The sequence below is a fragment of the Alishewanella longhuensis genome (assembly GCF_014653435.1).
Lineage (GTDB): Bacteria > Pseudomonadota > Gammaproteobacteria > Enterobacterales > Alteromonadaceae > Alishewanella > Alishewanella longhuensis.
In genome coordinates this window covers 301,749-323,830 of record NZ_BNAO01000001.1, presented here as the reverse complement: position 1 = coordinate 323,830, position 22,082 = coordinate 301,749, and the positions used below count along the sequence as shown (strand labels likewise).

The following is a 22,082-nucleotide window of genomic DNA, read 5'->3' as shown; positions in this document are numbered from 1 at the left end:
CAATAGGCTGTTTATGCTTGTCTCAGACAAGTGCAAACCAGAACAACAGCTGACCAGAACAATAGCTGGTCAAAATAGCAGGTGGTATATGGAACAACTTAAACAGCTCGCCAGCCTGGCTGGTTTGCAAAACAGCTATGTGCATGCTAACGGCCATACCGAGCATATTGCTCTGCCGGTGCAGCAAGCCATTCTGCGAGCCATGGGTTTTGACCTTAGCAGCGAACAAACTGTTGCAGCACATATTCAGCAATTGCAGCAGCGAGTCTGGCAAGAGCTTTTAGCACCTGTTTCCGTTAATACTGAAGGGGAACCATTAACTATTCGTCTGCAATTGGCTGCCAGCACGGCCAGCAGTAATTGGCACTGGCAAATCACCCTGGAAAATGCCGAGCAACTGCAAGGTGAATTGGTTTTGCAGCCAAAAGATATTGTGGCGGAATACTCACTTGGCTCGGATAAAATACTCGCCTTTGATCTTAATATTAACGCCGCTTTAGTAACTGGCTATCACCTATTACAGTTATCTGATGGCAAGCAACAGCTGCAGCAACAACTTATCGTCAGCCCGGCACGCTGTTTTCAGTTACATGACAGTGCCATCTTACACAAAACGATGGGCCCCGCGATTCAATTGTATGCCATTCGCTCAAGCCGCAATTGGGGTATGGGTGATTTTACCGATTTAAAAAATATGGTTGCCCCCTTGGCTGCACAAGGTAATGATTTTATTGGCCTAAACCCATTACATGCCTTATACCCGCTGTTGCCGCAAGATTGCAGCCCTTACAGCCCCAATAGCCGCTTGTGGCTCAATACGCTCTACGTAGCTTTAGACGATACGCCTGACTTTCATGCTTGCGCTGCGGCACAACAATTGTTTGCTTCTGCAGCATTTCAACAGCAGTTAACCGCTTGTCGCGCCGCATCTGATGTAGATTACCCCGCAGTAGCTAACTTAAAAACCCAGGTAGCGGCTCTGCTCTATCAACAGTTTAAACAAGACGAACTAGCACAAAACACCGCTCGGGCACAGGCATTTCAGCAATTTGTGCAAACCGGTGGCGCCAGTTTACAGCAAATGGCATTATTCAAAGTGTTGCAAGGCACGCTGTTTTGGCAAGATCACAGTATGGCGGCCTGGCAGCAATTCCCCGCGGAATACCAAAACCCGCAAAGCCCAGCAGTACAACAATTTGCCCAGCAACATGCCGAACAAATTAATCAACAACTTTACTTGCAATGGCTGGCCCAGCAACAACTGGCAGAGGTAAAGACAGAGTGCCGTAAACAAGGTATGGCCATTGGTTTATATTGCGATGTCGCCGTAGGTACCAGTCGCAGCAGCGCTGAAAGCTGGGCCGCACCAGAGGATTTCTTACTGGATTTAAGTGTAGGGGCACCACCTGATATTATGGCGCCTAAAGGGCAAAATTGGGGCTTACTCGCTTATAATCCCGTGACCTTAAGACAAAAAGCCTATCAGCCTTTTATTGAGCTTATCCGCGCGAATATGCGCAATGCCGGCGCTTTACGGCTGGACCATGTGATGGCACTTTTGCGGTTATGGTGCTGCCCATTGGGGGCTGATGCCACTCAAGGCGCTTACATTAGCATGCCTGCACAAGCGCTGTTTGCCATTTTAGCGCTAGAAAGTCAGCGCAATCATTGCGTGGTAATAGGCGAAGATTTAGGTACTGTACCGGTAGAGATTAGCGAGTTAATGCAGCGCTATCAGGTGCTTTCCTATCGGGTATTTATGCTGGAGCAAAAGCCTGGTAGTTATCAATATCGTGATCAAACCTATCCGCCACTGGCATTAGCTACCGTCACCACCCATGATATGCCAACCTTAATTGGGTTTTGGCGCGAACACGATCTCGCGCTGCGACATAAACTGGATCTGTTTCCAAGCCCGGCAGTAGCCGATAATTTGCATCAGCTGCGCCTGGATGAGAAGCAACTTATGCAACAGCAATTGGGCTTAACGACTGAGAGCACTGCCCAGTTAATTCGGGCTTGCCATTTATACACTGCCGCTACACCTGCCCAGTTATTTGCTTACCAGTTGGAAGATTTGGTGCAATTGGAAACCCCGGTTAATATCCCAGGCACCAGTACTGAATACCCTAACTGGCGACGAAAACTGCCGGAAAACATCGAAACTATTGTAACGCGGCAAGATGTGCAACAATTGATCAGTGAGATCAAACAAGCGCGAAGCCAGTAAGCTACACGCAAAACGCCGGTGATTAACCGGCGTTTTTTAGTGCTTTAGCTGTCATTTAACAACGATATCTTTCTAACGTTTACTCTGCTGAGCTATCTTCTACTTTGGCGTTCTTAACAAACTCATCCAGCCAATTAACCGTTTCCCACAGCATATGCAGCACTGACTCACGGGCACGATAACCATGTGATTCCAGTGGTAACATCACTAAACGGGTGGTGCCACCATTGCCTTTAATCGCCTGATATAAGCGCTCGCTTTGCATCGGGAAAGTACCTGAGTTGTTATCATCAGTACCGTGAATAAGCAGCAGCGGCGTTTTAATTTTCTCGGCATGGAAAAATGGCGACATCCTGGCATACAGCTCAGGATCATCCCATAAGGTACGCTGCTCGCGCTGAAAACCAAAAGGCGTTAGGGTACGATTATAAGCACCGCTACGGGCAATACCTGCTTTAAACAAATTGGTATGCGCCAGCAGGTTAGCCGTCATAAAGGCACCGTATGAATGGCCACCTATCGCCACGCGATTCGGATCCGTTACCCCAAGTTCAACACCGGCAGCAATCACCGCTTCGGCATTAAGCACTAACTGTTCAATAAAGCTGTCATTCGGTTCTTTCTCACCTTCACCCACTATTGGCATAGTGGCACTATCAAACACCGCATAGCCCTGAGTCGCTAAAAATTGTGGATTCCAGTAACCGATACGGTTAAAGCGATAAGGTGAGTCAGCTACTTGCCCCGCTGCTGCCGCACTGCGGAACTCCCGTGGATAGGCCCAGACAATCGTCGGTAAGGCGCCATCACGCGCTTTATCGTAACCTGCTGGCAGCAACAAGGTAGCCGACATAGGAATACCATCCGCCCGCTGATAGTTAATCAGTTCACGGCTAATACCCTGGGTATGCGGCATAGGATGCGGCGTTTGCGTTAACGCCGTGAGCGCGCCATTTTGTAAATTCCGTAAATAGAAATCTGGCGGTAAATCAGCCGATTCGCGCTGTGTTAACAACTTGCCAGACGGCAGTAAGGTAATAGGGTACTCATAGAAGGGGGCTTCTGCACGCCATAACCGCTGCGTTTCGCCTGTTGCCAGCTGCCGCTTATCAATAAAAGGCCTATTCCCTTCGGTTGAGGCGCCAACGGCGGTTAAATAGATAGCACCGTCTTCAACCCGTAATAAACGCTGACCATTGGCCGCGGTAGTAAGTAACGGCGTACCTGGATCATTGTAACGATCTTCAGAGGAGCGCTCCCATAACAATTGCGCACTGGCGCCAGCCGGCAAATACCAGACCTTTTCATTACGATCCTGCCACCAGTTCTCCCATACCATCAAACTGCCATCGGCTGCACCCAGCAGATAGCTAAAGCGGAAGCTCAGATCCAGCAACTTAGCAGGCTCAGCAGTAAAAGGTGCAGCCAGTTGAAATAACTGATCACGCACTGCGACCTTATTCGCTGGATCACCACCATCTGCCGCTTCTGCCCAGTACAAGGTAGCCGCCTGATCTGGCCGCCAGCCAATACTGCGCCGACCGGTACTGACTGCATCAAAAGCAATAGGTAAGTTATCCGCTACCGGTTGCTGTACTACCTGATACTGCAATTTACCTGCGTTGTCCCATACTTCGCTGGTGTAGGCAAAACGTGATACCGGCACGGCATACGAAAACGGCTGCTCGATGCGGCTAGCTAAAATAAAGTTATTGTCTGGCGAGACTTCGACACCACGGAAAATTTGCGGTTTTCCCAATATCTGTAGCTTGTTATTTAGGGTGATTTTTACCAACTGACTAGTAAAAAAGTGGCTAAACAAGGCTTCATCATGCTTATCTTTTAACAAATCTTGATAAGTACGGGCAGGTGCGGTGCGCCCCCGAGCCTCGGTAATGACCGGGCCCGTAGGTACTTTACTGGCCACTGGCTCAGCACCGCGTTTTACCGGAACCGTTAAAGCATACAAGGCTTTGCTATCGGCAGACCATTGTAAGCCACCGCCCCAAATGGCGTTAACGGCGACTTTGCCCCAGCGGCTGGCGCGGGCTTTTTCAATATCTATGCGCCATAATTGCGCTTCGTTAGCTTCTAATTGGATAAATGCCAAATAGCGGCTGTCGGGTGACCAGCTAAGATTAACCGCTTTTAACTGTTGTGGTAGACCACTAATACTGCGGCTTTGCTGGCTGGCGATATCCAGTAGCTGCATGCTGGCAATATAACGCGGCTGGGTTGGTCCGTTGTTAGCCGGGTTAAAACGCACCCCAGCTAACCGATACTCAGGCTCAGCTAAATCGGCAATGCTGGGTAAAGCTGGAAAGCCGGTGTTTAACATCAGCAAGCCATTAGGGCTTAAACTCGCACTAGGTGACGGTGCTGCATCCACTATCGCCACAATTTCGGCAGCGGGTTGTTGATACCCCAAATCAACCGCAGTGGCCAAGGCCAAACTGCCATGACATAACAGCGTCCCCAGCAGTAGGGTACTAAATAACTTTTTCATTTCATGCTTCCCTGTTACACAATTGTTTAACTTCTAACACGTTTCCCCTCTGTTCAGTTCAAGATTTCGGCAGTTATCTGAAAAGCTGAGACAAGCAGGTTACTTTAACCTGATAGACAGTTAACCCCTGTCCTATCAAGGGTGCTGTAACTGCAAAAGCGTTACTTGTCCATGCAAAGAGGGAGGCTATCGCCTCCCTCTTATTTTCGCACTAAAGCTATCTTTAGTAGCTGCCGGTTTTTACCAGATTTTCACCCGAACCTCTTCCTCGCGATACATACCATCGCCGGGTTTAACATCAAAGGCTTCATAAAACTCTGGCATATTCGACAACACGCCCAACACCCGGTACATACCTGGCGAGTGCGGGCCGGTGATCACTTGCTGCCGCAGGGCTTCATCACGGAATTTAATGCGCCATACTTGCGACCAACCAATAAAGAAACGCTGCTCTGGCGTAAAGCCGGCGATGGTCTGCTTAGGTTGATCTTTAGTGGCATTTTGGTAAGCACGGAAGGCCACGGTTAACCCGCCTAAATCGGCAATATTTTCCCCTAAACCTAAGGCGCCTTGTAAGTGCAGGTTATCGATAGGGTTAAAGGCATTGTATTGATCAATCATGCGCTGGGCACGTTCACTAAATTGCCGGGCATCTTCGGGGGTCCACCAATCGCGTAGATTACCGTCACCGTCTGAGCGGCGGCCCTGGTCATCAAAGCCGTGAGTAAATTCGTGACCAATTACCCCACCAATGGCACCGTAGTTAACCGCATCGTCTGCATCTACATTAAAGAAGGGGGGTTGCAAAATGGCCGCAGGAAACACAATTTCATTCATAGTAGAGCTGTAATAGGCATTCACGGTTTGGGGCGTCATACCCCACTCATCGCGATTTACCGGCTGGCCTAACCGGTTTACCATGCGCTGATATTCACATTCGCTGCTACGACGTAAATTGCCCAGCAAATCATTAGCATCAATGGTCAAGCAGTCATAATCGCGCCAGACATCCGGGTAACCAATTTTGGTATTAAACTTCGCCAGTTTGGCCTGGGCTTCTACCTTGGTTTCAGCACTCATCCACTCCAGCTCGTTAATAGCCTCTTTAAAAGCCGCGCGCAGATTTTCAATCATCTCATCCATACGCGCTTTGGCTTCGGGTTTAAAATGCCGCGCCACGTACTCTTTACCCACCATAAAACCTAAGCTGCCATCCACTAAGCTGACCGCGCGTTTCTCCCGACTGCGCTGTTCTTGCTGACCACTTAAGGTTTTACCGTAAAATTCGAAACTGGCTTGCGCAAACGGCTCGCTTAAATTTGCCGCATTGGCGCGCAATAAATGAAATGTTAAATAGGTTTGCCATTGGGCTACGGGTACCTGGGCTTGCAGCCTGGCAAAATCAGTAAAATAGCTAGGTTGACGAATTACCAGCGCATCAACTTTGCCTAAGTCCGCGGCTTGTAAAAAAGCTGACCAATCAAAACCTGGCGCTAATTGCTGCAGCTCAGGGATACTCAACTTGTTATAGGTGGCATTACGATCGCGGTTTTGAATCCGGCTCCACTGCGCTGCGGCGAGTTGTTTTTCCAGCGCTATAACCTGTTCAGCTGCCTGCTCTGGATTATCAAAACCCGCCAGTTGCCATAGCGTAGCGATAAAATCGGCATATTGCCCTAATAACTTGACGGAGCGCTCATCATCTTTTAAATAATAATCCCGATCAGGCAAACCTAAGCCACCCTGGCTGGCACCGGTAATATATTGATCGGACTGACGCTGATCCTGGCCAACAAACACCGCTACCGGCGTGCCAAAGCGGTAACGTTGTAGTTCGCCCCACAGCACAGCGAGTTCCTGATGATTGCGTACTTGCTGAATACGGGCAAGATCACCGCGTAATGGGTTTAATCCCAGGCTATTGATTAGTGATTCATTTAAAAAAGAGTTATATAAATCAGCAATTTTTTGCGCATCGGAGTTTTTCGCATGTTCGCCAGCGGCTAACTCACGGATAATCTCTAACACCTGCTGCTCAGCACTTTCTCTTAACTCGTCGAAACTTCCCCAGCGTACTTTGTCTGCAGGGATCTCGGTATTGCCCAGCCAGTTACCGTTTACAAAACGAAAAAAGTCTTGCTGCGGCGCCACGCTTTTATCAAAATTCTTTAGCGCAAAGCCAGCCTGTTGCTCAGCAGCAACGGTGGCAGCTTGCGTTTTTTCTGCAGTTGACTGGCTGGTACAGCCTGCCAAACCGATCGCCAGAGCAATGCCCAGCGCTAACAGTGTTGGTTTTCTCATTATGAACCCTTGGTAAGTTTTACCCTTATCGGGTATTGGTTTTTTGGACTTTTGCTTGAGTGTAAAAAAGCCTGCCAAAGCTGTCCAGCAAACAGGATATTAGCCCCGCCCAATGCGATAAACGTCGCTTGCTTTACGGTTTTACTTGAATTACGCGGTAAAGTTGCGCAGGATCAGGCTCTCACTTTGAAAAAGGACCTGAATATGTTAGATACTGCTTTAAGCTCGTTGGCTGGTTTACCGTCTTTTTTAGCCTATTTTGCGCTCGCAGTGGTGTCAGTGCTGGTGTTTATTCGCCTCTATAGCTGGGTAACGCCGCATGACGAGTTTGGCTTAATCCGCGCCAATAACCCTGCGGCAGCACTGGCCTTTGCCGGCGCTCTGATTGGTTTTGCTTTGCCATTATCCAGTGCCATCACCCACTCGATGTCGTTGCTCGATTGTGCTATTTGGGGCTTGGTTGCCACCGTAGTGCAAGTGCTCACCTTTTATGTTAGCCAATTAGCCCTAAAGCAATTACCACAACGTATAACCCAGGGTGACCTGGCTGCTGCTATTTTTTCAGCCGGTTGTTCTATTAGTGTTGGTATGCTCAATGCTGCCTGTATGAGTTATTAAGGAGCAGAAAATGCAACAAGCTAAATTTAAACGTAGCCGTAAAGCGGCTTTGATTTTTATGGTACCCGCAGCCACCTTAATGCTTAATGGCTGTGGCAGTGAAAAAACGGCCGAAGTACAAGTGTTTAGCACCCCTGATGAATGTGCAGCCTTTTACAATCCACCAGCAGAGTGTCAGGCCGCTTTTGCCGAAGCGCAAGCGCTGCACCCGGTGGTGGCACCACGTTATGCTAACAAGCAAGAATGCGAAGCCGATTTCGGCGTTGGCCAATGTGAAACAGCCCCTGCCCAACAACAGCAGCAAGCATCAGGCAGTTTCTTTATGCCGATGATGATGGGGTTTTTAGCCGGGCAAATGCTAAACCGTGGTGGCGGTATGGCGGCACCGCAACAGCAACAACAAAGCGCTGCAGCTGCGGGTGGTCGTAATACCGTGCCTAATCAGCCATTATATAAATCACGCGATGATCAGCGCACCTTCCGTACAGCAACCAATACGCCAGTAGCAGCACAATCTGGGCCAACGCAAATACGTCCGTCAGCCGTACAGCCTAAACCAGCAACTATGGCTCGGCGCGGTGGCTTTGGTGCCCAGGCCCAGCAACGTGCTGCTGCCGCACCACGTCAAACCACTATGGGCGGCTAGGCGATGAAGAAAGTCCCCATAGCACCGCGCCCGGGTTGGCAAGCTTTTGCTGAAAGTGTCGGCTTTCAATTTCATACTATTGATAATGAGCCCTATTGGGATGAATCGGCTTACTATCAGTTTAGTCTGGCGCAAATTGAAGACGATCTGGAAACACCAACCGAACAGCTACACCAGATGGCGTTAGATTTGGTACCTGATATTCTGCAAAGCGAAGAAAAGCTCAAGCAGTTAGGTATTCCGGAAACATTTTGGGATGCGGTGCGCTATAGCTGGGAAAATGGCGAACCACATCTATACGGCCGTATGGATTTTGCCTATGACGGCAAAGGCCCGGCTAAGTTATTAGAGCTCAATTACGACACCCCCACCTCGTTGTACGAAACGGGCTTCTTCCAATGGGTCTGGCTGGAAGATCAGCAAATGCGTGGCGCGCTGCCCACAGGCGCAGATCAGTTTAACTCGTTACAGGATAAACTGGAGCAAGCCTTTGCGGAACTGCCTCTGCCGCGGCCGTTCTATTTTAGTAGCGTTACCGAAAGCCAGGAAGATAAAGGCACCGTTGATTATCTAATGGATATTGCCCTGCAAGCAGGTTTAGATAGCCGTTATATTCAGTTGGAACAGCTTGGTGATATCGATGGTCAGTTAGTCGATTTAGAGGGCTTCCCTATCGAGGGCCTCTTTAAACTCTACCCCTGGGAGTTTATGCTGCAAGAGGAGTTTGCCAACACGCTAATTAGCTCCAATACCCGTTTTGTCGAACCGCTTTGGAAAATTTTATTATCAAACAAAGGGATCTTGCCGTTACTATGGCAAAAACATCAGGGTCATCCTAATTTATTACCCGCCTTTTTTGATGACGGTAAGCAACCCCTTAGCGCTGGCTGGGTTCGCAAGCCTTTATTTTCCCGCGAAGGCGCCAATATTGAGCTGATTACTGATAAGGGCGAACGGCTATTTCAACCCGGCCCTTATGATGATGCCGGTTATATCCGCCAGGCTTTTTCGCCCTTACCACGCTTTGGCGATAGCTATACGCTAATCGGTAGCTGGGTAGTTGGCGATTTGGCGGCCGGTATCGGGATACGGGAAGACAATAGTTTAATCACCAAAGATAGCTCACGCTTTTTACCACATATTATTTTGGATTAGCGAAGTGCTGTCTTAGTTATCCCCTTTATCCTTGACGCTGCAGTGGTGTTGGCTGCGACTTCACTGGTTTTGCTTGTCGAAGGCGAAAAACCCCAAAACAAAAAGAATAATTATGCACACTTTATGGATATAAAACCATGAGGTGTGCTATATTTAGCGTCACAAAACGTAGTTCTTTTCCTAAATAAGGTCTGGCGGTATGCCATAATTACTGCCAGACTTATCGCTAACTTGAGTTTAAGGATCCTTATAGCCCGTGCGTACTACTGAACTTGTCAGCGGTTTCCGCCAGTCTGCCCCTTATGTGAATGCCCACCGCGGTAAAACCTTCGTCATTATGTTAGGTGGCGAAGCCATTATGCAACCGGGTATTCGCAGCATTATTAATGATATTGCCCTGCTCAATAGCCTAGGTATTAAGGTTGTCCTGGTATACGGTGCCAGGCCACAAATTAATCAGGCACTCACGCAAGCAGGCTTAGAGCCGCAGTACCATAACAGGGTGCGGGTTACCGATGATGATTCCTTTAAACTGATTAAACAGGTGGCAGGCGCATTACAGCTGGATATTACTGCCCGCCTGTCGATGAGTTTAAGCAATACGCCAATGCAAGGTGCGCAAATTAACGTGGTAAGCGGTAACTTTGTTATTGCTCAACCGTTGGGCGTTGATGAGGGTATCGATTACTTCCATAGTGGCCGGGTAAGACGTATTGATACCACCGGTATTCGCCGTCAACTCGATAATAATGGCATAGTGCTGATGGGCCCTATTGCTGCCTCGGTAACCGGTGAGAGCTTTAATCTAACCGCAGAAGAAATTGCCACCCAGGTGGCCATTCGCCTTAAAGCTGACAAGATGATTGGTTTTAACGAAGTTGGTGGTATTACCGGTGACAATGGGGATATTACCGCCGAACTGATGCCAAATCGGGCGGAAGACATTATGCAGCAGTTAGAGCTGCAAGAGGATGCCTGTGTCGGCACTGTGGCATTTTTACGGGCAGCAGTCACAGCTTGTCGCTCCGGCGTGCCGCGCTGTCACTTAGTAAGCTATAGCGAAGATGGCTCCTTGTTACAAGAATTGTTCTCGCGCGATGGTATCGGTACTCAGGTGGTGACGGAATCGGCTGAGAAACTGCGTCGGGCGGTGATTAGCGATATAGGTGGTATTCTAGATCTTATCCGGCCGTTGGAGCAGCAAGGCTTATTAGTGCGCCGTTCGCGTGAACAACTGGAAATGGAAATAGACTACTTCACCCTGATTGAGCGTGATGGCTTAGTCATTGGTTGCGCGGCCTTATATCCTTTCCCGGAAGATAATGTGGGTGAGTTTGCGTGTTTAGCGGTGCATCCAGATTATCGGGATGCTGACCGCGGCACCACATTACTGCGCAGCGTGATCCAGCAAGCCCGGCAGCGCAAGTATGACAGGCTATTTGCCCTCACCACCCGCAGTATTCACTGGTTTTTAGAGCAGGGTTTTGAATTGGTAACAGTAGAAGACCTACCCGCTCAGAAAAAGCAGCTCTATAACTATCAGCGCCGCTCGAAAATTCTGGCGCTGGATCTGTAAAGCAGCGTTAATCGCCCAACAGCACTAAATCGTCACGATGCACTGCCACTTCGCTGGGACAATATCCCAGCAAGCTGGCAATCTGCTGACTTTTCGCCCCGGCGATTTTCCCCAGCTCCAGCGCACTATACTGGCTAATACCTTGCGCCAGTGTGTTCGCTGTGCTGCTCTTTAGCAATACGGCATCACCTTTTTCAAAATTACCTTCGGTACCGGTAATGCCCGACGGCAATAACGAGGCTCCACGTAATTGCAAAGCTTGTTCAGCGCCAGCATCTATTAAAATAGCACCGCGTGGTTTTAAGTTATGCCGTAACCAGTGCTTCTTCGCACTTAACCGCTCTTGCTGCCGTTGAAACAGCGTCCCCGCTGGCCGATTGGCCAATAATTCATCAAATGTTACTGCTTTTTGGCCATTGATTATCAGGGTGTCGATACCAGCGGCAGTGGCTTTATCAGCTGCCTGAATTTTAGTGGCCATCCCGCCAGTACCAATAGCATGGTGACTACCGCCCGCCATGGCATAAATCTCGGCGGTAATTTTTGCCACCAGCGGAATTAATTGTGCCTCCGGCACTGTCCTGGGATTCGCGGTATAAAGACCATCAATATCAGAACAAATCAGCAAGGCGTCAGCATCTGCCACTATCGCTACCATAGCCGCCAGGTTATCGTTATCCCCTACTTTTAGCTCTGCAGTGGCTACCGTATCGTTCTCGTTAACTATCGGCAGCACCTGATTAGCCAGTAAGGTCCGCAGCGTGTTGTCGATATTTAAATAACGGCGGCGATCTTTTAAATCATCATGCGTTAGCAAGATTTGCGCACAATCAAAATCAAATAATTGAGCCCAGCTGGCCATCATCCGGCTTTGCCCAACGGCAGCCATGGCTTGTTTTATATTAATGGGTAAAGGTAACTGTTTATAACTTATTGCATTGCGCCCGGCAGCCACACTGCCCGATGATACCAGCACAACTTCAGTACCCGCGGCGCGGCATTCGGCAATAAAACGCGCAATAGATAACAAATACCGGGTAGAGCACCCATCCGCAGTAGGTGCAATTAACGCACTACCCACTTTTAATACGATACGTTTCCAACCACGAACTGCCATTTGCTGTATCCTAGCCTGAATTGAACACCCACAGCTTAAAGTTTGGCAGTCTATATGTCTATACCAAAGTGACTTCAAGATGCGCCTTTCAGAGCCTTTGGGCTAGGCTAAAATCCGTATCTTGAAGTTAACTGGGTATATTCCTATTTGTTACTGGGGTGCTAAGTAGAATTCAGCTATGATTCAGCCTCTAACGTTAAGCTAATGCTTAATAATATATGTTTGCTACGGAGAGACGGCAATGAAAATAAAGGCCACAGTGGTTTTAATGATGTCAGCCAGCCTGGTTTTGGCCGGTTGTGCCACAACGGATAACCAAAATACTACCCGGGGAGCCGCTATTGGCGCCGTAGCGGGGGCAATTGCCGGTAAAGCAACGGGTAACCATAAGAATAAACGCCTGGTAATAGGTGCTGCGGTAGGTGCCTTAGCGGGTGCTGCTGTCGGTAGTTATATGGATAATCAGGAAAAAGCTTTACGCGAAGAGTTAAAAGGCTCAGGCGTAGGCGTAAACCGTGATGGCGACCGCCTGATCCTGGATATCCCGGCGCAGCTGACCTTTGACATTAACCGTTCTGATCTGCGGCCGAGTTTATATCCTGCGTTAAACGATATCGCCAAAGTATTACGCGAATATCCAAAAACTATGGTAGTGATTGCCGGTCATACCGATGATACAGGCCCGTATCAGTTTAATATGAACCTGTCGCGCGCCCGTGCCGAATCAGTACAAAGCTATTTAGTGGCTCAGGGCGTGCAGCCAGTTCGCCTGGAAACTATTGGCTATGGCCCAGATCGCCCTGCGTTCACGAATAACTCTGAAGCTAACCGGGCAAAAAACCGGCGCGTGGAAGTGCATATCGAGCCTGTAGTGGAATAACCGCTCAAATAAAAACGCCCGGACTTGCCGGGCGTATTCTTATACAGCCAAGTAACTAACGGCTTTGTGCAAAAGCTTTTTTGACGAAATTCGGTAAGGCTCCTGCCGCTTTATGCACCTCAACATTATAGTATTCCGTTTCAAATGGCGCAGCGACCGCATCCGCTTCACGGAAACCGTTAAAGTCACCGGTTTTCTTGGCTAAAGTACAGGTCCACCAGCCGGATGGATAAACCATTTGCGGGAAGTTTAGCGTTTGTAAGCTGGCAAAGCCGGCATCACTCATGGCCTGACGCATCGCAGTTAATAATGGCATATGAATCAGTGGCGATTCGCTTTGTTGTACCAAAATGCCGTCAGTGGCTAACGCCGCGACACAGCTGGCATAAAAAGCACGATTGAACAAACCTTCGCCCGGGCCGATCGGATCCGTGGAGTCCACAATAATCACATCGATGGAGCCTGGCGCAGCTTCGCGCATAAATTTAATGCCGTCTTCAAACTTTAAGGTGGCACGCGGGTCGTTATTTGAGGCACATAGCTCCGGAAAATACTTTTCGGCCATCCGGGTCACTTGCTCATCAATATCGATTTGTGTCACTTTTTCCACGCTAGGGTGTTTTAACACCTCACGTAAGGTGCCACAATCGCCCCCGCCGATAATAACAACGTTCTTCGGGTTAGGATGGGTAAACAGTACCGGGTGACTGAGCATTTCGTGGTATAAGAAGTTATCACGGCTGCTTAACATGATAACGTCATCAATCACCATTAAATTACCAAAATGGGTCGTTTCGTACATGGCAATCTTCTGAAATGGTGACTGCACTTCGTCCAGTTTCTTGGTAATGGCCAAACCAAAAACACTACCACTGTCGGCAAACACTTCGGTAAGCCACTTTTTGTCATCAAATACTGACATAATTACCCCCAGTAACGTATAAGGGCCGTATTTTGCCTGCGTTAGCGGCCACATACAAATATTTTGGCAATTTTGCTGCACCAAGGCGCTATAGGCTTTAAACTATAGCAGCATAATTTTTTGAGGAAATACCATGGCTGATTGGGGTTTTGAGAAAGCACGTTCTATTTATAACGTTGCTGTCTGGAGTGAAGGCTATTTTGATGTGAATAAGGACGGCGATCTGATTGCCTATCCTGATCAGGATCATAGTAAAGCCGGTATTAGCTTCCCGGAGCTCACCCAACGTTTTAAAGAAGAGGGACTAACTCTGCCGGTATTGGTACGCTTTACCGATATTCTGCAGCACCGGGTAGATACCTTGATTAAGTCTTTTCAGCGCGCAAAAGCCGAAAAAGAATATCAGGGCCAATATACGGCAGTTTACCCAATTAAAGTAAACCAACAGTTTTCTGTGGTTAAACGCCTAATTAGCCATGATAGCGGCAAAGTAGGTTTAGAAGCCGGTAGTAAGCCAGAATTGATGGCTATTTTAGGCGTGACCGAACAACCACTACAGATTGTCTGTAATGGTTATAAAGACAGTGAGTTTTTACGTTTAGCCACTATTGGCCAAATGATGGGCCATACCGTTTATGTGGTAGTGGAAAAACTGTCTGAACTGAAAACACTGTTACGCGAAATTGATAACCTGGGTACTGCACCGCGCATCGGTATCCGTATTCGCTTGAACTCGGTTGGTAAAGGCAAATGGCAAAACACTGGCGGTGAAAAAGGCAAGTTTGGCCTAACCGCCACCCAGGTTTTGCAAGCTATTGAAATTTTGCGCGCGGCTAACAAGCTCGATTTATTACAGCTGGTGCATTTCCATATTGGTTCACAGATTGCCAATATCCGCGATATCCATAACGCAATCCGTGAATGCGCCCGTCATTATGCTGAATTACGCACGCTAGGCGTACCTATCACTACCGTTGATGTCGGTGGTGGTTTAGGCGTCGACTACGAAGGCTCAAAATCGCGCTCAGCCTGCTCCATGAACTACACCATGATGGAATATGCCCGTAACGTCGTAAATGGCTTAAAAGAAGTCTGTGACGAGTATGACCTGCCACACCCGAATATTATTACCGAGTCTGGCCGAGCGATGACGGCACACCACGCCGTATTGGTAACCGATGCTATCGATATCGAGAGAGCGCCTGGCCTGGTTAATTTACCTGAGCCGAGTGAAGATTCACCTACGGTGATCTTAGGTTTATGGGAAGCCTATCAGAATGTAACACCTCGCTCTGCAGTAGAAGCGTACCATGATGCCATTCACTACTTTACCGATGCGCATGCTCAGTATGTACATGGCTTACTGACCTTGCAAGATTGGTCATTACTGGAGCAAATTTACTTTGCCACCATTAACAAAGTGAGAGCCAACCTAGACTTATCCGCCCGTTCGCATCGCGCCATTCACGATGAGCTGAATGAAAAACTGGCAGATAAACTCTTTGTTAACTTCTCGCTGTTCCAATCGATGCCGGATGCCTGGGGTATTGATCAGCTGTTCCCGGTGATGCCACTGGAGCGGATGAACGAATCACTGGAGCACCGTGCCATTATTCAGGATATTACCTGTGACTCTGATGGCATGTTAAAAAGCTATGCCGATGGTAATGGCATTGAATCCAGCTTACCGCTGCCCGAGTACAAAGAAGATAAGCAATACCTGTTGGGTATGTTTATGGTTGGTGCCTATCAGGAGATTTTGGGTGACTTACATAACCTGTTTGGCGACACCGACTCGGTGCATGTTGAACTGACCGAAGATGGTAGCTACAAGCTAACCAACATCATTAAAGGCGATACCGTTGCCGATGTATTAAAGTATGTGCAGTTTGATGCGAAGAAACTGATTGCTTCTTACACCAAGCAATTAGCCAAGCTAGACATGTTGGATGGTCGTAAAGATGAACTGCTGGATGAATTAAAAGCCGGCGTTTATGGTTATACCTATTTCGAAGATTAAGCTAAAATAAGCACTGATCGGAGGTGTTACCGGTAACACCTCCTCTATTTTTAACGGTGGCTTACCACCTGAAGATGAGATTAGTGCCTTATGCTACGATGGTTACCCAGCCCACTTAAGGGCACCCTATCCTTGCTACTCTACATCCTTAACACGCTATTCTGGTTTATTCCGTTAATGCTGCTGGCAGTACTTAAACTGCTGCCTATAACGCGCTGGCAAGCCTGGATGAGCTATCTGGTTGATGCAATAGCCGTAGCCTGGATTAGCATGAATAACTTAACTACCCGCATTTTTACCTCGATAAAGTGGCGAGTCAGCGGTTTAGAAACGCTTTCACGTAAAGACTGGTACTTAATTATTGCCAATCATCAATCCTGGGCAGATATTCTGATCCTGCAGAACATCTTTAATCGCAAAATTCCCTTTATAAAGTTCTTCTTAAAAAAAGAATTGCTCTATGTGCCCTTTATGGGCTTATGTTGGTGGGCGCTCGATTTTCCCTTTATGAAACGCTACAGCAAGCAGCTATTGAAGAAACGCCCTGAGTTAAAAGGTAAAGATATTGCAACTACCCGCAAAGCCTGCGAAAAGTTTCGCTATAAACCCGTTTCTATTATGAATTTTGTCGAAGGCACTCGCTTTACCCAAACAAAACACGACAAACAACTGTCACCTTTTCAACATTTACTAAAACCCAAAGCCGGTGGTACTGCCTTTGTATTGGGTACTATGGGTGAACAGTTACATAAATTATTGGATGTGACTATTCACTATCCGCAGGGAATTCCCTCTTTCTGGGATTACATTTCGGGCAAGGTTCATGCTATAACGGTAAACATAAAGGTGTTGCCAATAGGTAAAGATCTTATTGGTGACTATAATGATCAAGCTTATCGCGAGCGCTTCCAGCAGTGGCTTAATCAACTGTGGGTAGAGAAAGACCAACAGCTAGCGCTGCTCGAGAAAAACGCTGCCAAGTAACGGAGCTACCCAGGATGTTAAGCTTTTTGCCAGGTGTCTTACTATTACCCTTAAGTTTTAGTTTATTTGCATTAAATTTAGCATTTTGGGGTATTTTAGTTACCCCACTTGGGCTGTTAAAGCTGCTCTTACCCTTTGCCACTGTGCATCGATTGATTGCTGCTATTGGCCGGCGTTGTTACCGGGGCTGGACTGCCGTAAATACCTTCTTAATCAACATATTTAATAACGTAGAGTGGCAAATTAGCGGTGCCCAAACGCTGGATAAAGACAGCTGGTATTTATTGATTGCCAATCATAAAAGCTGGGTAGATATCCCAGTAGTAAGCACTTTTGCCTATCCACTGATCCCTGAACCGAAGTTTTTTTTAAAGGATCAACTGAAGTGGGTGCCGTTTTTGGGCACCGGTTGCTGGGCCTTAGATATGCCCTATATGAAACGCTATAGCGCAGCGACCTTAGCAAAAAAACCGCATTTAAAAGGCAAAGATATTGAAACAACTCGCAAATCTTGCGAAAAGTTTCTACACACACCAACTACCATCATAAACTTTGTTGAAGGCAGCCGCTGTACCAAACAAAAGCAGCAGCAACGGCACAGCCCTTTTGTCCATTTATTACCCCCGAAAGCTGGCGGCATTGCTTTTACCCTAGCCAGTATGGGGGAGCAATTTAATGCCATTTTAGACATTACGCTGATCTATCCTGAAAACCAGGGACACGTCGCCTTGGATATGCTGATGGGTCGCTTAACCAAGGTGGTGATCCATGCCGAGGTACTGGCGGTAAATGAGGCTGTTATTGGCGATTATTTTAATGATGCAGTGTTTCGTGAGCGTTTTCAGCAATGGTTAAACCAGCGTTGGCAGCTAAAAGATGCCTATATTAGCCAATACTACCAACAACAAACACAACCGGTACTGACTAACCAGCATTGCGAAAATTAGCCGTCTGGCGTTACACGCGGCATAGTGATCCAGAATCGACTGCCTTCGCCGGGCATACTTTCCAGGCGTAATTGCCCTTTCAAAATACCGGTTACCATATTATGTACCAGGCTCAGGCCCAACCCTGAGCCGCCCGTACCTAAACGGGTAGTAAAAAAAGGCTCAAAGATTTTTGTCTGTTGAGCAAATGGAATACCTTTACCATTATCTGCCACACTTAAAATAATCAGTTGATCCTGTTGGCTCACCGTTACTCTCACCTGGCCCGGCGCATCGTCGAAAGCGTGGATCAGGGCGTTTTGAATAAGATTAATTAATACCTGCTCTAGCGGGCCAGGGTAAGTGTCTAACAAGATGGGGAACTCAGGCTGCTGTACCGTCACCGAATGGCCACTTTTCCGAATACTGGGCTGCAGCATCAGTAGCACATCGTCTAAAATCTCGTGCAAGTAACTCGGCCTGCGCTGTAACGAGGTTTGATCAACCGCAACCTGTTTAAAGCTGCGAATTAACTCGGCGGCCCTTAATAAATTCCTATCCAGAATTTCGGTACTGTCATGACTTTGCACCAAAAAGTTTTCGAAATCACTTTTCGTTAAAGCGGTTTTAGCTTTTGTCGCCAATGTCCGGTAATCAGCTTTCAGCCGTGAAGCCGCCATTACGGCATTACCCACCGGCGTATTTAGCTCATGCGCAATCCCTGCCACCATATTACCCAATGCCGCCAGTTTTTCTGATTGAATTAGCTCTTTTTGGGTCTTTGCTAAGGTGCTAATAGTATCTTGTAACTCTTGGGTACGCTCCTGCACGCGCTGTTCCAATGCATCATTCACAGCCAATAGCTGACCTTGTAAGGCGTAGTGATCGCTAATATCGTCATATACCATTACCAATAAAGATCCGGCTTCAGTCGCAATCAGGGTAGCCGAGACTTCCGCCAGAAATTCGCGCTGCTCACGCTGCTTTAACCAAACAATAAAGTTCGTCACTTGGCCATCTTCGGTAATTTGCTGCATCAGCCGTGTTTTATCGGTCTCTGAACTCCATAACGCAATATCAGCAAAGGCTTCCTGCGCACTCTGCTTGTCGGCAAAACCAAACTTAGCTAACCAGGCCTGATTCACCTTCTGCAATCTAAAATTACCCTGCTCCAGATGCGCTACAGAAATCGGTGTGGGCGCGGCACGTAAAATCAGCTCTAATTCGGCTTGGCTTTGATTAAGCATTCGCTCACGCCGATGCAGATACTTCAGGGCAATCGCCATAGTGATTAATATCAGTGCGCCGGAACTTAAAATCAACATGGTCATATTACGCATGCTTAACTTAGTAAAGTCGGCTCTGGCTTGGGTAAATTCATTTAATAAAATATGCTGGGGGATTAACAACAGCATCTGCCAACGTTTATTAAGAATGTCTAACTGCAATCGCTCAACTAAATAATCTTGCCCGTTTTGGGTAAAGGTCCTTTGCTCCGACTCCACCAATAAACTAGTAATAGCTGAACTTACCTCTGATAACGACTCACCGACACGGCCAGGGTAATCATTAGAGGCCAGTAAGCGGGCATCCTCAGTTAGCAAGAAAAAACGTACATTGCCACCATATAGAGGACGGATAAAATCGGTAATACTAGCATTAAACTCTGGCATACTGAGGTCGACACCAGCTACGCCCAGCACGCTATCGCCAACGATGATAGGTAAAGTGACAGACATAAGCTGTACTTGTACGCCTTCTTCTAATTGCCACCAATATGGCGCAGTAATGCAACGCTGTCGTGTAATTGATGGGCAGAGGTACCATTCGGATTCACTTTGACCAAAAGCATCCGGTTGTTGCTGATACTTAAAATCCGGCTCAGGGGTAGCATAGAATTGTAAACCCGTTGGCTGCCTAACCCAATAGACTTCCAAAGTACCTTCGTTAGAACTATGCTGTAAATCGCCACGATGTAACGCATCCGCGCCGTCATAAACATTGGCTTCGAAGTGCATGTAAGCAGAATTTGCTACAGGGTTTGCTCTGAGGGCCTCAGCCACTAAGGTTTTAACTTGATTACGAGAAAGTTGCTCTGATTTTTCAACGGTTTTACTTGCCATCAAGGCGAGTAATTCAGGAGTTTCGATAGCACGCTGAATATGATTTCTAATATTATCGTGTATAGTTTCGGCATTCAGAAAGAGCTGAAACTCAATAGAACTTTGCGCTTGTGCCCAGGCGTCTTTGGCACTTTGTGTACTGGCTTGCTGCAGTAAATAAATGGCCAGCAGCAACATGCTACCAAAAGAGACTAGCAAAAATGCTGTTGAAATAATTAAGCTTTTCTTAAGCCGCCCAGCCATTCGCCTGCCTTTAAGATGGTTGCAACAGCGCTTTTATCGGCGACCACTCGACAAGCGCTTTTATCGTCATCGGCTTTGCCATTAGATACCCCTGACCTTCATCACAGCCCATAGCAATTAGCTTTTGTAACTGATTGTCATACTCAATACCTTCGGCCAACACCCGCATATTCAGCCTATGCCCTAAGGCTAAAACCGTTTGCGCTATGCGCAGCCCGGAGCCTGACTCCGCTATTTTATCTACAAAGCTCTTATCAATCTTCAAGCAGTTAGCCTGTAGTTTTTCTAAATAAGCTAGTGAGGAAAAACCGGTTCCAAAGTCATCAATTGCCAATGAAATGCCAGCTACACGAAGTTGCTGTAGTTTTTGCTCGGTATCTGCTGAAAAATCCATAGCCGCTGATTCGGTTAACTCAATTTCCAAATGCTCAGCGTTAAAATTAAAGTCCGCTAAGGCGGAGAAAACATGTTGTAAAAACTCTGGATGTTTAAACTGCATAGAGGAAACATTGACCGCAACACGGAAGTTTGGCAAGGCATCGCATAAAAACTTACAGTCCATCAAGGCTTTATTTAATACAATCTGCCCTAAACGGCTAATCAATCCCGCCTGCTCCGCCAGCTCAATAAACACCGCAGGCGACACATGACGACCACTATCATCCACCCAGCGCGCTAGAGCCTCAACACCAACAATTTGTTTGGTGGTTAGATTAAACTGAGGTTGATAAACCAGGTAAAGCTGATCATCTTCCATACCTTTACTTAATGAAGAGATTAAACCGACCCGCTCACGCAAGGCGTCGACCATGGCATCGTTAAATATTACGGTTTGGCCAATACCAGCGTTTTTGGCACGCTTCAACGCCATGTAGGCATGTGATAAGGTTTCAGATGGAGAGATCTCAGCGTGAGTACTGGCCACCCCTAAACAAAAGCTGACATCTTGCGTAACACCATCTACCGTAAGTGACTCTTTCGAGAGGGATTCACGACATAGCTGCTCGCTAAGGCTAATAGGAGCGGAGCTTAATAGCGCAAATTTATCGGCTGCCAATCTAGCCACCGTGATAGCTGAAGGCACCAGCTTTAAGCGCTTGGCCACTTCCTGCAAAAAGACATCGGCGAGTTCATTACCAAAACTATCATTTAGCATGGAGAAGTGATCTAGATCGAGCAGCAATAAAGTCTGAACTTGACCCGCAGCTACTGCAATTTCCATGGCTTTTAGTAAACCATTGCGATTGTGTAACCCCGTTAATTGATCTTCGAAGGCCAGTTGTTCTAATTGCGCCAGTTGCAAATAGCTTCTGGCTGCCGCCATTAAGCAGGTAAATAAACGCTCACGGGTTAGCTCAGTTTTTGTTTTATAATCATTGATATCAAAATTAGAGATGGTTTCCAGCTCAGGGGCATAACCTGGCTGGCCTGTGCGTAAGATAATGCGTAATTTTCTGCGATGCAGGGTTTCTCTGACGCGCTTAACCAAGCGCAGGCCTGCATCATCCGATTCCATCACGACATCAAGCAATAAAATCGCAATGTCTGCCTCTTGTTGCAAAATTTCAAACGCTTCTATGCTGCTATAGGCATGCAATAACTGTAAACGATAACCATCAAAACTCAGATCGCGCAGTAATAGCTCTGTCACGCTATGCACATCATGATCATCATCCACAACCAATAATTTTAAAACGGGTAGTTCGAGTTTATGAATTTTAGGCTCATCAGACTCTGCAGCAAATTGAAACAACTCATCCTGCATTTTCACACCTGTTGAAAAATCATTCTTATGATGAATTCAACATAGCATAGTCTTAATAGAAAAGCTTAAA

The 22,082-nt window shown here is 47.3% G+C and carries 15 protein-coding genes; 9 read left to right on the top strand and 6 right to left on the bottom strand.

Features of this window, described 5'->3' with window-relative positions; genetic code table 11:
• Nucleotides 1–88: 88 nt before the first annotated feature.
• Nucleotides 89–2,230, top strand: coding sequence for a 4-alpha-glucanotransferase (malQ, locus tag IE163_RS01380; protein WP_189429356.1), 2,142 nt, complete (start codon nt 89–91; stop codon nt 2,228–2,230).
• Between the two features lie 79 nt (nt 2,231–2,309).
• On the opposite strand, the gene IE163_RS01375 is transcribed toward malQ, so the two are convergent.
• Both IE163_RS01375 and IE163_RS01370 read right to left on the bottom strand, forming a co-directional pair.
• Nucleotides 2,310–4,736 carry an alpha/beta hydrolase family protein gene (locus IE163_RS01375; RefSeq protein WP_189429353.1) on the bottom strand — a complete coding sequence of 809 codons (2,427 nt, stop codon included), beginning with the start codon at nt 4,734–4,736 and terminating at the stop codon, nt 2,310–2,312.
• Nucleotides 4,737–4,976: 240 nt separating this feature from the next.
• Nucleotides 4,977–7,037, bottom strand: a complete 2,061-nt coding sequence (locus IE163_RS01370) for a M13 family metallopeptidase (protein ID WP_189429351.1) — start codon at nt 7,035–7,037, stop codon at nt 4,977–4,979.
• Between the two features lie 204 nt (nt 7,038–7,241).
• On the opposite strand from IE163_RS01370, the gene IE163_RS01365 reads away from it, so the two are divergent.
• The 4 genes from IE163_RS01365 to argA all read left to right on the top strand — a co-directional run bounded on the left by IE163_RS01365 (nt 7,242) and on the right by argA (nt 11,032).
• The gene (locus IE163_RS01365; protein WP_189429349.1) at nt 7,242–7,655 is read left to right on the top strand and encodes a DUF350 domain-containing protein; all 414 of its coding nucleotides are present in this window, start codon (nt 7,242–7,244) and stop codon (nt 7,653–7,655) included.
• 10 nt (nt 7,656–7,665) lie between these two features.
• Nucleotides 7,666–8,301, top strand: a complete 636-nt coding sequence (locus tag IE163_RS01360; RefSeq protein WP_189429347.1) for a DUF1190 domain-containing protein — start codon at nt 7,666–7,668, stop codon at nt 8,299–8,301.
• A gap of 3 nt (nt 8,302–8,304) precedes the next feature.
• Complete coding sequence (locus tag IE163_RS01355) at nt 8,305–9,456, top strand: glutathionylspermidine synthase family protein (RefSeq protein ID WP_189429345.1); 1,152 nt, start codon at nt 8,305–8,307, stop codon at nt 9,454–9,456.
• A 256-nt stretch (nt 9,457–9,712) separates the two neighbouring features.
• Nucleotides 9,713–11,032 (top strand): amino-acid N-acetyltransferase, encoded by a 1,320-nt coding sequence (argA, locus tag IE163_RS01350; protein WP_189429343.1) that lies wholly within the window; start codon nt 9,713–9,715, stop codon nt 11,030–11,032.
• Between the two features lie 7 nt (nt 11,033–11,039).
• On the opposite strand, the gene proB is transcribed toward argA, so the two are convergent.
• Complete coding sequence (proB, locus tag IE163_RS01345) at nt 11,040–12,149, bottom strand: glutamate 5-kinase (RefSeq protein ID WP_189429341.1); 1,110 nt, start codon at nt 12,147–12,149, stop codon at nt 11,040–11,042.
• 241 nt (nt 12,150–12,390) lie between these two features.
• Here proB and IE163_RS01340 point away from each other — a divergent pair, with 241 nt between their 5' ends.
• Nucleotides 12,391–13,029, top strand: coding sequence for a YiaD family glycine zipper/OmpA-like lipoprotein (locus tag IE163_RS01340; RefSeq protein ID WP_189429340.1), 639 nt, complete (start codon nt 12,391–12,393; stop codon nt 13,027–13,029).
• Nucleotides 13,030–13,084: 55 nt separating this feature from the next.
• Here IE163_RS01340 and speE read toward each other — a convergent pair whose 3' ends face one another.
• Nucleotides 13,085–13,951, bottom strand: a complete 867-nt coding sequence (gene speE, locus IE163_RS01335; protein ID WP_189429338.1) for a polyamine aminopropyltransferase — start codon at nt 13,949–13,951, stop codon at nt 13,085–13,087.
• Nucleotides 13,952–14,084: 133 nt separating this feature from the next.
• On the opposite strand from speE, the gene speA reads away from it, so the two are divergent.
• The 3 genes from speA to yihG (IE163_RS01320) all read left to right on the top strand — a co-directional run bounded on the left by speA (nt 14,085) and on the right by yihG (IE163_RS01320) (nt 17,902).
• Entirely contained in the window at nt 14,085–15,971 is a 1,887-nt protein-coding gene (gene speA, locus IE163_RS01330; protein WP_189429336.1) for a biosynthetic arginine decarboxylase, read from the top strand.
• A 90-nt stretch (nt 15,972–16,061) separates the two neighbouring features.
• Nucleotides 16,062–16,955 (top strand): 1-acylglycerol-3-phosphate O-acyltransferase, YihG family, encoded by an 894-nt coding sequence (gene yihG / locus IE163_RS01325; RefSeq protein WP_189429335.1) that lies wholly within the window; start codon nt 16,062–16,064, stop codon nt 16,953–16,955.
• 14 nt (nt 16,956–16,969) lie between these two features.
• Nucleotides 16,970–17,902 carry a 1-acylglycerol-3-phosphate O-acyltransferase, YihG family gene (gene yihG / locus IE163_RS01320; protein ID WP_189429333.1) on the top strand — a complete coding sequence of 311 codons (933 nt, stop codon included), beginning with the start codon at nt 16,970–16,972 and terminating at the stop codon, nt 17,900–17,902.
• On the opposite strand, the gene IE163_RS01315 is transcribed toward yihG (IE163_RS01320), so the two are convergent.
• Together IE163_RS01315 and IE163_RS01310 are read right to left on the bottom strand one after the other, a co-directional pair.
• Nucleotides 17,899–20,247 carry an ATP-binding protein gene (locus IE163_RS01315; RefSeq protein ID WP_189429331.1) on the bottom strand — a complete coding sequence of 783 codons (2,349 nt, stop codon included), beginning with the start codon at nt 20,245–20,247 and terminating at the stop codon, nt 17,899–17,901. The two genes, yihG (IE163_RS01320) and IE163_RS01315, sit on opposite strands and share 4 nt — an antisense overlap.
• A 10-nt stretch (nt 20,248–20,257) precedes the next feature.
• Complete coding sequence (locus tag IE163_RS01310; RefSeq protein WP_189429329.1) at nt 20,258–22,012, bottom strand: putative bifunctional diguanylate cyclase/phosphodiesterase; 1,755 nt, start codon at nt 22,010–22,012, stop codon at nt 20,258–20,260.
• Nucleotides 22,013–22,082: the final 70 nt, after the last annotated feature.

Bases quoted from the DNA above. Each gene is read 5' to 3' on its own strand.
- malQ (WP_189429356.1), top strand. From the start codon at position 89: ATGGAACAACTTAAACAGCTCGCCAGCCTGGCTGGTTTGCAAAACAGC.
- IE163_RS01375 (WP_189429353.1), bottom strand. From the start codon at position 4,736: ATGAAAAAGTTATTTAGTACCCTACTGCTGGGGACGCTGTTATGTCAT.
- IE163_RS01370 (WP_189429351.1), bottom strand. From the start codon at position 7,037: ATGAGAAAACCAACACTGTTAGCGCTGGGCATTGCTCTGGCGATCGGT.
- IE163_RS01365 (WP_189429349.1), top strand. From the start codon at position 7,242: ATGTTAGATACTGCTTTAAGCTCGTTGGCTGGTTTACCGTCTTTTTTA.
- IE163_RS01360 (WP_189429347.1), top strand. From the start codon at position 7,666: ATGCAACAAGCTAAATTTAAACGTAGCCGTAAAGCGGCTTTGATTTTT.
- IE163_RS01355 (WP_189429345.1), top strand. From the start codon at position 8,305: ATGAAGAAAGTCCCCATAGCACCGCGCCCGGGTTGGCAAGCTTTTGCT.
- proB (WP_189429341.1), bottom strand. From the start codon at position 12,149: ATGGCAGTTCGTGGTTGGAAACGTATCGTATTAAAAGTGGGTAGTGCG.
- IE163_RS01340 (WP_189429340.1), top strand. From the start codon at position 12,391: ATGAAAATAAAGGCCACAGTGGTTTTAATGATGTCAGCCAGCCTGGTT.
- speE (WP_189429338.1), bottom strand. From the start codon at position 13,951: ATGTCAGTATTTGATGACAAAAAGTGGCTTACCGAAGTGTTTGCCGAC.
- speA (WP_189429336.1), top strand. From the start codon at position 14,085: ATGGCTGATTGGGGTTTTGAGAAAGCACGTTCTATTTATAACGTTGCT.
- yihG (WP_189429335.1), top strand. From the start codon at position 16,062: ATGCTACGATGGTTACCCAGCCCACTTAAGGGCACCCTATCCTTGCTA.
- yihG (WP_189429333.1), top strand. From the start codon at position 16,970: ATGTTAAGCTTTTTGCCAGGTGTCTTACTATTACCCTTAAGTTTTAGT.
- IE163_RS01315 (WP_189429331.1), bottom strand. From the start codon at position 20,247: ATGGCTGGGCGGCTTAAGAAAAGCTTAATTATTTCAACAGCATTTTTG.
- IE163_RS01310 (WP_189429329.1), bottom strand. From the start codon at position 22,012: ATGCAGGATGAGTTGTTTCAATTTGCTGCAGAGTCTGATGAGCCTAAA.